This is a genomic window from Pseudobythopirellula maris (genome assembly GCF_007859945.1).
GTDB classification, from domain to species: domain Bacteria; phylum Planctomycetota; class Planctomycetia; order Pirellulales; family Lacipirellulaceae; genus Pseudobythopirellula; species Pseudobythopirellula maris.
Map to the genome: position 1 here is coordinate 563,023 of NZ_SJPQ01000004.1, position 14,306 is coordinate 577,328.

Genomic DNA, 14,306 nt, shown 5'->3' on the forward strand with positions numbered 1-14,306 from the left:
CGCGGCGCAGCGACACCGAAAGCTCTGAGGCGAAGCACGCCATGAGAACACGCACCGCTTTGTTGCTGGCCGCCTGGCTGTTTATCGGCTACGCCGGCGTCAAACTGCTGGCGCCCGAGCGGGCCGGCGACCGGAGGGCGGCGCCCTCTTTCGCCATGGAGAGTGCGCCAGCCATGAGCGCTGGGCCCGACGAAGCAATGCTGGCGGACGAGTCCATGGCCTACGAGGCGTTGGCCGAAGATTCCACCGCCGACGGCTCGTGGGGTGAGCAAGCGTGGGGCGAGGAGGAATGGGGCGCCGAGGAGCGGGAAGAGATGGCGCCGGGCGCCAGCGTCGCGAGCGAAGCGGCTGGCGCCGGGGCAAGCGATGACGAGGCGTTCGGCGAGTGGGACCTTGAGATCCCCGAAGTCGACCGGATGACAGGCTCCCAACTCGGCACGAGCGAGCCACTATTCGCCGCGGCGCCGGCGGCGTCGGCTGCTCCGATGGCGATGGCTTCGCCGCCGGCGGGCGACGAAGATGGACCGGCCCCAATGGCAAGCGGGGGCAGCGGCCTGTTCAGCAAGCTCAAGTCGGCGCAGGGCGCCGTCGCCGACAAGTTCGAGGAAGCGGCCGCCAGCGCCGCCGAGTCTCCGACACGCGTCGCGAAAGCACTGAGCCAGGCTACCGAGAGCTTGTCGAGGAAGCGTTCATTCGCGAGACGCTCCGAGCCGGAGCCGCTGAGCGACACGGCGATCGACGACGCACTCGACGCCCTGCCGATCGCCGACATCGCGTTCAACACGCCCGAGGAGATCCCGCTCGGCGAGACCGCGATGATCGAGCTGCTCCTGTCGATGACCGAGAGCGAAGAAGAGCTGGCCGCCGGGGTGAGCGGTCCCGGGCCGGTCGAGTCGGCCCGCGTGAAGGTGTCGAACGAGATGGAGGCGAGGCTCTCGGGTCTCGGGTTCGAGATCGAGCCGATCACGCCCGAGTCGCAGGCCGTCAGCCGCCGCGACCGGACGCAGTGGCGTTGGCAGATCCGTCCCACGCAGGCCGACGCCCAACCGCTGCACCTCACGCTGTCGGCCCAGGTGCGTGTGGACCGCGACTCGCTGACCCGCACCATCAAGACGTTCGAACGGAAGATCGTGGTGCACGTGCCGATCGCGACGCGGGTGATGTCGATCGCCTCCGACTACGGCGAGCTGCTGTTCACCCTGCTCCTGGCGCCGCTGGGAGCGGCCGTCTGGCGACGCTGGAAGAAGAAATCGAAAGACCCGCCCGAGGACCCTCCGAGCGTGCCGATGCGGCGCAATGAGGCGATGCAAGAAACGGTGCGTATGGCGGCGTAGAGCTCCCCTCGCCTTGAGCCCCCTCCCCCACGGGGGAGGGGAAAAACTTACCCCGCCTGCCGCAAACTCGCCTCGCTGTTGAGCTTGTTGTAGAGCGTCTTGAGGCTGATGCCGAGTTCCTCGGCGGCCTTCGGCTTGGCGCCGTCGTGGCGCTCGAGCGCCTCGTGGATCGCCTCCATCTCCATGTCGCGCAGCGTCTGCGGGCCGCGCGAGCGGGCCGAGCCGCTGAGCTTGCGGCGGTTGAAGTGCGGCGGCAGGTCGTCGGCCGAGATCGGGCCCTCGTCGCAGAGGATCGTGGCGTGTTCGATCACGTTGGCCAGCTCGCGCACGTTGCCCGGCCAGACGTGGCGCCGGAGCGCCTCGACGGCGTCTGACCGGAGCTGCTGGTCGAAGGGCTTGGCGTGCGGCCGGAACCGTTCGAGCAAGCAGCGGGCCAGGTCGCCGATGTCGTCGAGCCGCTCGCGGAGGGCCGGCACGTGGATCTCGAACGGGTTGATGCGGTACATCAGGTCTTCGCGGAACTCGCCCATCGCGACCATCTCTTGCAGGTCGCAGTGCGTGGCGCAAACCACGCGGACGTCGACTTTCACGGTCTTGTTCTCGCCGACGCGGCGGATCTCGCGGCTCTCGAGCACACGCAGCAGCTTGGCCTGCATCGGCTTAGGAAGCTCGCCGATCTCGTCGAGGAAGATCGTGCCGCCCGAGGCGACCTCGAACAGCCCGACGCGGTGCTCGTCGGCGCCGGTGAAGGCCCCCTTGGTGTGGCCGAACAGCTCGCTCTCGATCAGCGTCTCGGGCAACGCGCCGCAGTTGATCGCGACGAACGGCATGTCGGCCCGGGCGCTCTGGTCGTGCACCGCGCGGGCCACGAGCTCCTTGCCCGTGCCGGTCTCGCCGAGGATGAGCACCGTGGCGTCGGTCGGCGCCACCTTTTCGATCATCGACTTGACGCGTTGCATCGAGGGCGTGTCGCCGATAAGCCGCGGCGCCCCCTCGAGCGTCTTCACCCGTCGCTGCAGCGCCTGGTACTTCTTGGTCAGCTCCCGCTTGGCGGCGATGCGGTGCAGCAACGCCTCGAGCTCCACGAGCTTGCACGGCTTGGTGAGGTAGTCGAACGCCCCGTAACGCAGCGCGGCGATCGCGCTCTCGGTGGTGCTCTTGCCGGTGAGCATCACCGCTTCGGTCGAGGGCGAGAGCTCCTTGAGGCGGCCGATCACCTCGACGCCGGTCATGCCGGGCATGTCGAGGTCGACGATGATCGCGTCGTAGTTGTTCTTCTCGATCGCGGCGACGGCCGTCAGCCCGTCGGGGCAGACCGTCACCTGGTGCCCCATGCGCGGCAGCTCGATCTTCATCAGCTCTTGCAGCGAACGCTCGTCGTCGGCGAACAACAGGCTGAGTCCGGGCTTCGTTTCGGTCTTTTTCGTGGCCATAGCGATCGGGGGGAGGTGTCGTTGGATCTGTGATTAACGTGGGTTGTCCGTTGCGGCCGGGGTCTCAAGCGGCGGCCTTGGAGCTTTGCTGGCGGGGCAGCTGCACCGTGAACCGCGACCCGAGGCCGAGTCCGTCGCTCTCGGGCGTCAGCTCGCCGTTGTGCTCCTCGACAATGCGGTAAGTGATCGACAGACCGAGCCCGGTCCCCTGCCCGCCCCGCCGGCGGGTGAAGAACGGCTCGAACAGGTGCCGCATGACCTCTTCGGTCATGCCGCAGCCGTTGTCGGAAACGACCACCCGCGCCCGCTCGCCGAGCGTGTCGACCGCAACGCTCACCCGCCCACCGGCGTCGAGGCTGTCGAGGCCGTTGGTGATGAGGTTCAGTATCACCTGCTTCATCTCTTGCGAGTTGACCTCGGCCAGGACCGGCTCACCGGCCACGAGCTCGACGCTCTTGTCTTGGTACTTGCCGAGGTGCTGCACCATGCCGATGACGCCCTCGACGAGTTCGCGGAGGTCGGTGGTCCGCTTCTCCGAGTCGCCCATCCGAGAGAAGTCGAGCAGCTTCTCGGTGATCTGCTTGCAGCGGAACGCCTCGCGGCCGATCATCTCCAGGTAGCTCGTGACGACCTGCCACTCGGGCGCCTCGGCGTCGCCGGCCGACTCTTCGACGAGCGACTCCCGCAGCTCGGCCACCCTGCCCTCGAGCGACTCGCTGCAGAGGGCGATCGAAGCCAGCGGGTTGTTGATCTCGTGGGCGACGCCGGCCGCCAGGAAGCCGACGCTCGCCAGTTGCTCGCTGCGGACGACCTCGCGGGTGCGGGCCTGGACCTGGCGGTCGAGGTCGTCGCGGGTCTGCTCGAAGCTGGCCATCATGGCGTTCATCGCGTCGGCCAGCTCGCCCATCTCGTCGCGGCCCTCGACCATAACGCGGTAGCTGTAATCACCCGCCGCCACGCGACGCGAAGCCTGCACCAGTCGCCGCAGCGGGTGGGCGATCGACGAGCGGAACACCTGGGCCGAGGCCCCCAGCAGCACCACGGCCAGCACGAACGTGGACCACGCCAGCGGGATCGCCACGTGGTATTGATCGCGGACCTCGTAGGCGAGGTCTTGCAAGCGGCCGTGCAGGTGGCTCGGCAGCTTGCCGGCCAGCGCGCTGAGCTTCTCGATCTCGTCCTGCAGCCCGCTCGTCCCGGCGCCGAGCTCGTTGAAGAACAGCTCGTCGTCGAGCCGCTCCTGGTCGATCCGCTTGAGGACCTCGTCGATGCGGGCCAAGGTCGCCTGCTCGAGCCCGGCGCCGCCGATCTGCGCGGTGTCGCGCACGTCGCCCAGCGCGAGCTGGGCGCGGTAGGCGGCGAGCTCGTCTTTGAACTCGTTGAATTTCGTGCGGTACTCGTTGCGCAGCATCAGCAGGATCGGGTCGCTCGCGCCCTTGGCGGGGCTCTCGACGGCGTCTTGCCCGTCGTCGTTCACTTCGTCGAGGAACGGGTCGAAGCCGATGTCGTACTGCGGCAGGCCGGCGACGCGCTGGTTGGCTTGGCCCAGCACCACTCGCAGGTCGGCCACCTTGTGGCTCAACTCGTTGGCGAGCGGCAGCTCGGCCGATCGCGCGCTGAGCGACTTGACCAGCCCGCGGTAGGCGTAGAGCCCGTACAGGGCGGCGCCGAACAGGGCGATCGTGCTCAGGGCCAACAGCCCGATGCCGATGCGCAGCTTCTCGCGGATGGGCCGGTGCGTGAGCACGGGTCGACCTCCTAGTCGCCTGTGAAACGTGAAACGCCCGACGCCAATGCCCTTCCTTGGGCCGCCGAGCGACGCGCGGAGCATACAGACGCCGCCGCCGATGGAGCAACGCCGTTTGTAAAATTTAGAACAGCAGATATCGGGCGAGCCGCAAGCCCACCTCCGGCGGGTAAACTACGCGCCCGGAGCAGTATGCAGCAAGCAGCGGCTTTGCTTGCAGGCGTGTGAGGCTAGTGCTGCGCCACGCGGCGCATCATCCAGAGCCCCCAGACCGCCAGCACGGCGTTGCCTGACCAGACCACGACGGGCGGCATGTCGCCCCCCTTCGCCTGGTCGACGCTGGCCATCAGCAGCGGGTAATACACCAGCAAGATCGGCAAGAAGCAGAGGAAGAAGCTAGCGAGGAACTCGCCTTTCTGCCGCAAGATCGCCAGCGGCGCGCCGACCATCACGAAGCAAAGGCAGCTGAAGCCGCTGGCCCAGCGGCGGTACGGCTCCACCGCCAGGCGGCGGAGTGTGTATTGCGCCCTGCCCGCCTGTGCGTCGAAGGGCGTCCACGCCTCGCTCGAGAGCCGCTCGAAATCGCCCGACAGCAACGCTCGCGCCGCCTCGGCGGTCCGCTCGCGCTCGAGCAGGGCGAGCCGCTCGTGCTCGGTGTCGGTCGCCCGGCCGATCTCGGCCAGGGCGTGGTTCGAGGCGCTGCGGTCCTCCGACGGGTCGCCCATCAGCAGGTTCAGGTCGAACTCGCGGCGGATCGAATCGGGGATCACCCCGTGGTGCCCCTCCCATTCGCCCTCCAAGCCGTGGAAAACGACGACCAGTTTGTGGTCGGCGGACACAGGCTCGATGACGGCCCAGCCGCCGGTGGCGGTGGTCGGCTTTTCGTCTTTGTTCGGGTGCCAGGTGATCGTCGGCTGGATCAGGCGGTTTTCCTCGACGCGTCGCACGCTGATCTGCAGCCCGTCGATCGAGTACGAGCCGTGCAGGCGGAGCTGGCTGAGGGCGATCTCCTCGATCGACTCGACGAACACGCGTTGCACGCCCATCCGTCCCCAAGAGACCGCCACGTCGTTCAGCAGCACGGCGCCGAAGCTCACCAGTGTTCCCAGCGCGAGGGTGGGCCAGATCAGCACCCACGGCGAGACGCCCATCGACTTGATCGCCACGACCTCGTTCGACGAAGACATGCGGCCGTAAACGCTCGTGGTGGCGAGCAGCATCGTGCCTGGCACGGCGAACTGCATCGCTTGCGGCAGCATGTAGGGGACCATCCGCACCAACGGGCCGAGCCCCAGGCCTTTGCGCACCGCCTCCTTGCCGATCAAGCCGACAAAGATCAGCGCCGTCAGCGCGGCGAGCGTGACCAAGAAGACCTTCAGCAACTCGGCGAGAACGTGTCGGGTCAGGATCCGCAAGGCGGGCAGCTCACGAAAACGGTGGTAAGGGGAAAGACGCGAGGCGGGCAATCTAGCAAGGCTGGCCCGCTGGGTGAACGACAATCCCCGCGACCAAATACCCGTTGAATGCTCCACTCAAACGTGGGAGGCGACTCCTACGCCGATAACGCCTTGCTAGCAGCTGGGGCTGGCGCGCCGTTATCGGCGTCGGAGACGCCTCCCACAGCATTGCCCACAGCATTGTGCCCAGCGTGGGCTTCAGATCACCCGCGAGGGGTCTTCGAACATCCCCCCCGCCGGGTAGCGGCGGGTGCGGTCTTCGCTCGCCTGACGCATGACGTCGCGGATCGCGGAGCTGAAGCAACGGACCGCCACGGCGTGGTCTTTCATTTTCATGGCCGACTCACCGGCCCGGCGCTGCTCGTCGAAGACCTTCCAGTCGCCGATGAGGTCGGCCACCGGGCTGGGGGCCTCGTTGTGCTTGAGCCGCTCGAGTTCCGTGGCGGCGTCTTGCAACGCCTCGGCGGCTGGGGCCGCCTTGCCGCACTCGTGCGTGCGGTACGGCCCTTTGCCGTAAGGGCCTCCCTTGAGGGGCTCTTCCGTGGGGCGTTCGCCCGATGGCCGGCCGAGCCAGGCGGTGAGCATGGCGCTCAAGGCGACCGAGGCCATCACCGCCATGCCGGAGCCGTCTCCCCAGCTCAGGTACAGCCCGAAGCCCGCGACGCAGGCGGCCGCCACCGCGCAGGTGGCGACCCATTGCCTAGGCGTGAGCTTGCCGTCGCTGTTGGGGTTGTGCTTGTGGATCGGCACGCCCGAGACGCGTGCGACGATGACCGAGATGTTGTCGGGCCCGCCGCGCAGGTTGGCGAGGTCCACCAAGGTTTGAGTCGCCTCGTCGGGCGCCATCGCGCCGACGATCGCGCCGATCTCGTGGTCGCTCACCACGCCGCTGAGGCCGTCGCTGCAGAGCAGGAACTCGTCGTCGTCGCGGAGCTCGAAGGGGCCCTCCAGGTCGATGTTGACCGTTTCCTGAGGGCCGAGCGAGCGGGTGATGATGTTCTTCGGCACGCCGCTGGGGATTTGGTCTTCGCGCAGGTTGTTCTGGGCGGCCATCTCCCAAACCAAGCTGTGGTCGAAGGTGAGCTGCTCGAGCACCCCGCTGCGCAGGCGGTAAACGCGGCTGTCGCCCACGTGCGCCACGAGCGCCTTGTTGCCGAGCACCGCCAGGCAACTGCACGTGGTGCCCATGCCCTGCATCTCGGGGTTCTTCTGCCCCTTGGTGTGGATCTTGTGATTCGCGTTGCGCACGGCCTGTCGCAACGCGGCCGGCGGGATGAGATCGGTCAGCTTCAGAAAGGTCACCGGCACCGATTCGGCGGCCATCTTGCTCGCCTCTTCGCCGGCGGCGTGGGCGCCCATGCCGTCGGCGACCACATAGAAGCAGTCGCCCTCGTGCAACCCGCTCTCGCGTTTGGGATAAACCGCGATCGCGTCCTGGTTGTTCGCACGACGCATCCCCACGTCAGACCGGAAAGCGTGCTCGATCCTGAACCGTGTTTCCGGGGTGTCGGACATGCAAGCGGATGGCGAGTGGGCGGGAGGGCCGCAGGAGTAAAGGCGTTCGAGCGGCCGGTCTCTCTATGCTATCTAACAAGCCAAGCGAGCGACAGCGTTTCTGGCCCCTTTGCCCGTGACAACCACCGCCCAGGGCTGTTTTCTTAGCTAGCGGCGGGCTTTTGGCTTTGCCCTGGCCGCTCGAGGCGTGGCTCGATATGCTTCTCCGCCCGCTGTACGCGCCTCCGACTGGCGCTGTTTCGATTCTCGCTGCGTTGCTCGCCCATGGCAGGAAACACCCGATCCGACCGCACGCCCCCCCAGCGATGGCCGCGCTGGGGCGTGGTCGCTTTGCTAGCGATCGCCATGCTGGCTTCGACTGGCTGCGTTCGGCGGCGGCTGACGGTCCGCACCAACCCGCCCGGCGCCGTGGTCTATGTCGACAACCAGCGGATCGGCACAACACCCTGCTCGGTCGACTTTGTGTACTACGGCACGCGTGAGATCCGCATGACCAAGGCGGGCTACGAAACGCTCACCGTCAATCAGCCGATCCCGGCGCCGTGGTACCAAACGCCGGGGGTCGATTTCGTCGCGGAGAACCTGGCGCCGAAAACGATCCGCGACGACCGCAACGTCGCCTTCAACATGGCCCCCGCCCGCATGGCCCCGGCGACCGAGATCATCGGCCGCGGCGAGCAGTTGCGTCAGCAGTACACGCCGCAGGCGATCGCCCCGGCCGGGGCGCTGATGCCGCTGGTCGGCTCGCCGCCGCCAGCGACGAACCCCTTTCCCGCACCGGCGCCGGCGCCGGTCGGCACGCAGCCTTACACGCGTCAGTTCGCGGCGCCGCAGCCCACGGGGCTGAGCGACCCGTTCTCACCGACGGCGCCCTCGAACCTGCCGGCGACGCCCGCGCCGCAGGCCCCGCAAGACTTCCGTTACTGATCGGTTCACAGCGGCGGCGCATCCTGTCGGGATCGCCCTCCGTGGCGATCCGGCCCCGGCGGGCGGCTTGGACCCGACTTGGGTATTGCTGAGGAGAAAATCGGGTCGCGTGTACTGATCGCGTGTGCCCGGCGCAGGAACGCCACCGAGGGCGTTCCCTACAGCTACTGACTGTTCACAACGGCAACGCCCCCCTGTAGGGATCGCCTCATTTGAGCCCCGGCCCCTGGTTCAGCGCTCCGCCGACGATGCGTCCCGGCTCGCGGGCGATCTTGTCCATGAACACCCGCGCGTCGTACACCACCGGTCGCAGGTCCTTGATCGTGTCGTTCAGTCGGGCGAGCACGGTGTTGGCGTTCGTGATGAGCACGGCCATGTTGTCGTAGAGCGCCGGGTCGTTCACGAGCCTGTAGATGGTCCCCTCGCCGCGGTTGAGCGCCTGGGCAAAGCGGGCCGTGTCGGCCAGGGTGAGGTCGAGGTTCTCGATCGCCGAGATCAGCAGCCGCGACAGCTCGGGGCCGCGCTCGCCGAGCGGCGCCGTGAGGCCCTCGAGGTTCGAGAGGTTGCGGCCGGCGCTGTCGATCACGGTGTCGAACGACTGGAGCGTCTCGCGGGCGTCGGTCAGGAAGGCGGGCACGTCGCTGAGCCCCTTCTTCAAGTCGGCCCGCATGACCGGATCGGCCAGCAGGTCGTTCGCGTAGGCGAGCGTCTCGGACATCTGCTCCATGGTCTGCGAGAACTGGATCATCGCCTCGTTGGCTTGGGTCAGCATCCCGCTGATCCGCTGCTGGTCGATGTCTTCGCCGAGCGCCACGTTGATCCGATTGGTGAGCTCGGCCACGCCGTTGGCCGCTTCGCCGATCGATCCGATCGCCGGCCCGAATTCGACCTGCAGGCTGGTGAGGGCCTCGATCGGGTCGGGCAACGCCGCGCCGGCCACCAGGGCGTTCGGCTCGATCCGTCTCCGGGCCGGGGTCGGGTCGCCGGCGTAGCTGAAATTGATCACCGCGTCGCCGAACAGGCTGGAGGGCTGGATGCGGCAGGCGTCGGTGTTGTAGATCAGCGCGTCTTCCTCGATGTTGGCGGTGATCACCACCCCGCCGGTGGGCAAGATCTCCGTGCCGACCACACGGCCTACCAGCACGCCGTCCTTGCGCACGGGGGTGTTCTGGCCGACGCCCGGCGCGCGGTCGACCCGGATCCGCAGCGGGAAGGTCGCCTGGCCGAAGCTGATCGGCAAACTCGAGTTGAGCGACACCAGCAGCGCCGCGATCAACATCGTGGCGAGCGCCACCACGCCCACTCGGAATTGTTGCTGTCGGTCGCTCATAGATAGCCGTTAGCGGTTAGTCGTTAGCGGTTAGTAAGCAGCCGACGGCCTACGGCCGTCGGGATAGCACGGTTAGGCGTTCGCCTCGGCGCGCATCTCGTCGAGACGCTCGCCCGCTTCGCCGCGGACGAACTGCGACACGCGCGGGTCGTCGGACGCCTCGATCTCGTCGGGGGTCCCCTCGAAGATCACCTGCGGCTCGCCCGGCTCGAGCCGGGTGTGCGGGTACAGCATCACGATGCGGTCGGCCAGCTTCAGCACGCTGCGCATGTCGTGCGTGACGATCACGCTCGTGACCGCGGCGCCTTGCTGGCGGGACGATTCGCAGGTGCGCGTGATCAGCTCGTTGATCACGTCGCTCATGATCGGGTCGAGGCCCGTGGTCGGTTCGTCGTAGAGCAACAGCTCGGGCTCGACGATCAGCGCCCGGGCCAGGCCGACCCGCTTGCGCATGCCGCCCGACAGCTCGGCCGGACGCTTGGCCATGACCGACGGCGGGAGCCCCACCGCCGAGAGCCGCTCGATCGCCTGCTGGTAAGCCGTTTCGCGGTTCGCCCGGCCGTGCTCCACGAGCGGGAAAGCCACGTTGTCGGCCACCGTGAGGCTGTCGAACAGCGCGGCGTTCTGGAACACGTAGCCCACCCGCGTGCGGAGCTGGCTGAGCTCCTTCTCGCCCATCTTGTCGAGCCGCTTGCCGCCGAACACCACCCGCCCCTCGGTCGGCGCGATCAGTCCGATCAGTGTCTTCATCAGCACCGTCTTGCCGCAACCGCTCTCGCCGATGATGACCAAAGTCTCGCCGCGTTCGACGTGCAGCGACACGTCTTCCAAGACGGTCTGATCGCCGAACCGCACGGTCACGCCGCGGGCCTCGACGAGCGACTCGCCCGCCTCGGCGGGTTTCTTTTCCTGCGCTCCGGCCATCAGTTGATCTCGTCGGGCCAGAGGAAGAAGTAAACGTTGTCGAGGAACACGCTCAGCAGCAAGTCGAGCGCCAGGATCACGACGAACGACGTGACAAACGCGCTGGTCGAAGCGCGTCCCACCCCCTCGGCCCCCGGCGCGCAATTGAACCCGCGGTAGCAGCTGATGATCGCGATGGCGGCGCCGAAGAACACGCTCTTGAAGACGCCGTAGAACAGGTCCCAGGGGCTCGTGCCGTCTTGCGAGTTGTGGAAGTAGAAGTACGGGTCGACCTGGAACACGTAGATGCAATAGAACGCCCCGCCCACCACGCCCATGAACATCGCCATGATCGTGAGCGAGGGGATCATCAGCAGGCACGCCAGGAACCGCGGCGCCACGAGGTGGCGGATCGGGTTGGCGCCCATGCTCGAGAGGGCGTCGATCTGCTCGGTCACACGCATCGTGCCGAGCTCCGCGGCGATCGAGCTGCCCACGCGGCCTGCGAGCATCGTCGCCGCCAGCACGGGGCCCAGCTCGCGGAACATCGACAGGTTGATCATCACCCCCAGCCGCGTCTCCATGCCGAAACGCGAGAACTGGAAGTACGCCTGCACCGCCAGCACCATGCCGATGAACGTGCCGGTGAGCGCCACCACCGGCAGGCTCCGCACACCGACCTGGTAGAAGCTGTCGACGATCAGGGCGCGGCTCGGCAGCCGGGTGAGCAGCCACGAGACCGTCCTCCCGGCGAAGATCGTGATGTCGCCCACGCCCTCGATCCACAGGATCAGCAGCGCCCCGAGATCGACGATCGCGTCGGCGGCGGCCGACAGCAACCCGCCGCGGCGCGTCGGTTGATTCGCATCCATGCTGGCGCCGGTGTGGGAGGGGCTAGGGTCGCGTGTGCAAGCGTCGGCCGCCGCGCCACGCGCGCACCGGCCCTACTCTGTCGACTAGATCGACTTTACCGGTCGCGTGGGTTGAGGAGAATCTGGGCCGAGATCGCCCTCGGGGGCAGGGGCCGCAGCAAGGGGCATCGGGGCGAAGGGGCGGGCCGACCCGAGCACGTGATCGCACGTATTTCGGTGGAATAAATACGCCGAATCGTGCGATCCCCTACCCAGCGCGTCGCGACGGCGCCCCTGGCGCTGCGTTTTCTGGCGGACGCTTGTGCGGCCGGCTAAGTTGGGGCTTTCTTTACCGCCATTTTTTTGTCCGCCGGAGTCGATCGATGCTACGCGCCCCGAGCGGATTCTCTCGCACCGACCTCCTCGGCGCCGTGCTGGCCGCGCTGCTGCTCGGCTCGCTCTTGCTGCCCGCGCTGGCCGCCACCAGCGGCAACGCGGACCGCACCTTCTGCCTCCAGCAGATGAGGACGCTGGGGCTCGCGATGTTCAGGCACCACGACGCTTTTTTGGCGCTCCCGCTCGCCTCCAGCCAGCCGTTCGACCACGCGCCCGGCTCCGCCGACCCCAAGCGGGGTGCGGGCTACAGCTGGCTCGCCAAGATGATGCCGTTCATCGAGGAGAACGTGTTCTACGACCGGCTGTCGAGGGCGAGCGACCGGTTCCAGAAGGCGCCGTTCGACGCGGACCTCTTGCTAACGCCCCCTTACGATGAGACGCGTCCTTACGAAGTCGAGTTCTCCCGCCTAGTCTGCCCGGCGTACGGCGGTGAGTCGCGCGTCGCGGGCGAGCACGACTACGCCGGCCTCGCGGGGCTCCCCCCGGCCGTCTCCAGCTACCACGCCTTCGCCGGGAGCCACCTCTACCGGACGGAGGACGGCGTGCTGCTGGACGACCCCGAACAAGAGCTCGTGGGCGGGGCTCATTCGGGCAACGGGTTGATCGCCTTCCCCGGTCTCGTGGGCGGCCGCGTGAACAAACGGGGTCGGAGCTACGCCGCGGTCACGGACGGCAGACGCCACACGCTGGTGTTTGCCGAAACGATCGAGCCGGCCTACTCCGCCTTGATCGACGGGCAAGCCGCTTGGATGGTGGCGTCGTGGCCCGCCGCCGAGCCGCCCACCCTCCAGCCCCGCGAGGGGGGAGAGAAACAACTGACCTGGGCCGACCCGGGGGCGGGCGCCCGGCTCACCTCGCTCCGCGACCGGTCGTTCGACGCGGCCGCCGACCCCTACCTCAAGGCGTCGTACTGGAAGGGCGCTCACGACCGTCGCTGGGGACCCAGCAGCAACCACCCCGGCGTGGTCGGGCACGCCTTCGCCGACGGCAGCGTCCGCACGGTCTCGACCGACGTCGACCCCAACCTGTACGTCCGCCTGGTCACGCCGTCGGGCAGCGACGACGGCAGGCAGGGAGACCTCGGCCTCCCCTCCGCCGACCGCCCACGCTCTGCGCGGCCGATCCCCGCCGTCCAGCTATCCAAGCTCCCCTGGTCTCCGATCGAGTGGTCGCCGCTGTACATCGGCGACCTCGAGCTCCGCTTCCCACAAGACTTGTCGCTCGAGCGGTTCCGGCCCGACAAACTGGACCGCAACATCGCTCACTACGGCGGCGATTCCCGCGTCTTCTCCCGTGTGGACTACCTGCGCAACGAGTCGGCGTTCCTGTTGGTCGTCGCAGAAAAGTACGCCGAGATGGCGAGCAGCGCAATTTACGGCCAGCTGAGCAAGGCGCTCCAGAGCCCCGGCGAGAAGGCGCTCGACAGCTCGCCCAAGAGGGTCTTGTGGAGCAAGGAGGCCGAGTGGGACGGCGGCTCGGCGCGGTTCGAGTTCGAGCTGGTCGACGCGGACGGCGCCACGCCGCCACGCCTGCTGATCCGGCTGGTCGCCGACGCGGTGCCCGCCGGCGGAGGCGGCCCGCGTGCCAAGCTCACACCGGAGGGAACGACCTACTTCGCAGTCGACGCCGCCCCGCGCAGCGTGGTCCCGAGAGCCATAAGGGGGTACCGAATCACACCGTTCGGCGAGCACGAGTTCGTTTGCACTCCCGGCGACGATGGCAGCCTCGCCGTCGCGGTGCTCGCCCCGCCGGGATCGCTCCATGCCGATTGGCGGCTCGTCGTCCGCGCGCCCGCGGGCACCAAGCTCACCAAAGGCTCCTACAAAGACGCGGTCGGCTACGGGACCCCCGCGGCGCAGTCGCACGACGGCCGGTCGAGCATGAGGTTCTCCGCCGACATGCGGGTCGTCGAGGAGAGCACCGGCTGGTTCGACGTCCACGAGATCGCCTACTCGCCCGACGGGCGGGGGGTCGAGCGGTTGTCGCTCGACTTCGTGTCGATTGAGCCCGGCGACCGGCGCACCTTCGGCCGCCTCCGCTTGGGCGCAACGATCGACCCCGTCCCCACGGAGGACGAGATCCACAAGGCGATGCTCGGCGAAGTGGAGTGGACGCGCTACAAGGCGGGCTACCGTAAAAAAACAAGCAACGCGTTCGATAAGGAGCTCACCAGCTACCACGCCAACCACGGCGAGTACCCCGCCGACCTGGGCGAGCTGAGACGCGAGATCCCCAGCACACGATTTTTTAAGGTCTCTCCGCGGGATGCCGGCCACAAGGAGCTTTGGTACGATCCCGAGCTGGGGCGGCTCTACCTCAAGCCGGTCGGGGCCGATGTCCCTTAAAAGCGCCGCTGCAACCCGCCTCCACACCGTTCCACGGGCCCTGCGCCGCGAGCCGCTCCCCTCCCCCG

The 14,306-nt window shown here is 67.9% G+C and carries 10 protein-coding genes; 3 read left to right on the forward strand and 7 right to left on the reverse strand.

Annotated elements, in window-relative coordinates; all coding sequences use genetic code 11:
- Nucleotides 1–41: 41 nt before the first annotated feature.
- On the forward strand, nucleotides 42–1,334 hold the full coding sequence (locus Mal64_RS18530; RefSeq protein WP_146403119.1) for a hypothetical protein: 1,293 nt from the start codon (nucleotides 42–44) through the stop codon (nucleotides 1,332–1,334).
- Between the two features lie 47 nt (nucleotides 1,335–1,381).
- Here Mal64_RS18530 and Mal64_RS18535 read toward each other — a convergent pair whose 3' ends face one another.
- The 4 genes from Mal64_RS18535 to Mal64_RS18550 all read right to left on the reverse strand — a co-directional run bounded on the left by Mal64_RS18535 (nucleotide 1,382) and on the right by Mal64_RS18550 (nucleotide 7,486).
- The gene (locus Mal64_RS18535; RefSeq protein WP_146403121.1) at nucleotides 1,382–2,767 is read right to left on the reverse strand and encodes a sigma-54-dependent transcriptional regulator; all 1,386 of its coding nucleotides are present in this window, start codon (nucleotides 2,765–2,767) and stop codon (nucleotides 1,382–1,384) included.
- 64 nt (nucleotides 2,768–2,831) lie between these two features.
- Nucleotides 2,832–4,514, reverse strand: coding sequence for a sensor histidine kinase (locus tag Mal64_RS18540; protein WP_197525880.1), 1,683 nt, complete (start codon nucleotides 4,512–4,514; stop codon nucleotides 2,832–2,834).
- Nucleotides 4,515–4,744: 230 nt separating this feature from the next.
- Nucleotides 4,745–5,929, reverse strand: coding sequence for an LptF/LptG family permease (locus tag Mal64_RS18545; protein WP_197525881.1), 1,185 nt, complete (start codon nucleotides 5,927–5,929; stop codon nucleotides 4,745–4,747).
- Nucleotides 5,930–6,169: 240 nt separating this feature from the next.
- Nucleotides 6,170–7,486: a PP2C family protein-serine/threonine phosphatase gene (locus Mal64_RS18550; RefSeq protein WP_146403127.1), complete on the reverse strand. Its 1,317-nt coding sequence runs from the start codon at nucleotides 7,484–7,486 to the stop codon at nucleotides 6,170–6,172.
- A gap of 264 nt (nucleotides 7,487–7,750) precedes the next feature.
- On the opposite strand from Mal64_RS18550, the gene Mal64_RS18555 reads away from it, so the two are divergent.
- A complete protein-coding gene (locus Mal64_RS18555) occupies nucleotides 7,751–8,413 on the forward strand; it encodes a PEGA domain-containing protein (protein WP_146403129.1) in 663 nt (220 codons plus the stop codon).
- A 208-nt stretch (nucleotides 8,414–8,621) separates the two neighbouring features.
- Here the strand turns inward: Mal64_RS18555 and Mal64_RS18560 are convergent, their stop codons facing one another.
- The 3 genes from Mal64_RS18560 to Mal64_RS18570 all read right to left on the reverse strand — a co-directional run bounded on the left by Mal64_RS18560 (nucleotide 8,622) and on the right by Mal64_RS18570 (nucleotide 11,518).
- Entirely contained in the window at nucleotides 8,622–9,743 is a 1,122-nt protein-coding gene (locus Mal64_RS18560; RefSeq protein ID WP_146403131.1) for an MlaD family protein, read from the reverse strand.
- A 72-nt stretch (nucleotides 9,744–9,815) separates the two neighbouring features.
- Nucleotides 9,816–10,667, reverse strand: a complete 852-nt coding sequence (locus tag Mal64_RS18565; RefSeq protein ID WP_146403133.1) for an ABC transporter ATP-binding protein — start codon at nucleotides 10,665–10,667, stop codon at nucleotides 9,816–9,818.
- Nucleotides 10,667–11,518, reverse strand: a complete 852-nt coding sequence (locus Mal64_RS18570) for an MlaE family ABC transporter permease (protein ID WP_146403135.1) — start codon at nucleotides 11,516–11,518, stop codon at nucleotides 10,667–10,669. Before Mal64_RS18570 ends, Mal64_RS18565 begins: the two co-directional genes overlap by 1 nt.
- Before the next feature lie 362 nt (nucleotides 11,519–11,880).
- On the opposite strand from Mal64_RS18570, the gene Mal64_RS18575 reads away from it, so the two are divergent.
- Nucleotides 11,881–14,238, forward strand: a complete 2,358-nt coding sequence (locus tag Mal64_RS18575; RefSeq protein ID WP_146403137.1) for a DUF1559 family PulG-like putative transporter — start codon at nucleotides 11,881–11,883, stop codon at nucleotides 14,236–14,238.
- The last annotated feature ends 68 nt before the right edge of the window (nucleotides 14,239–14,306 follow it).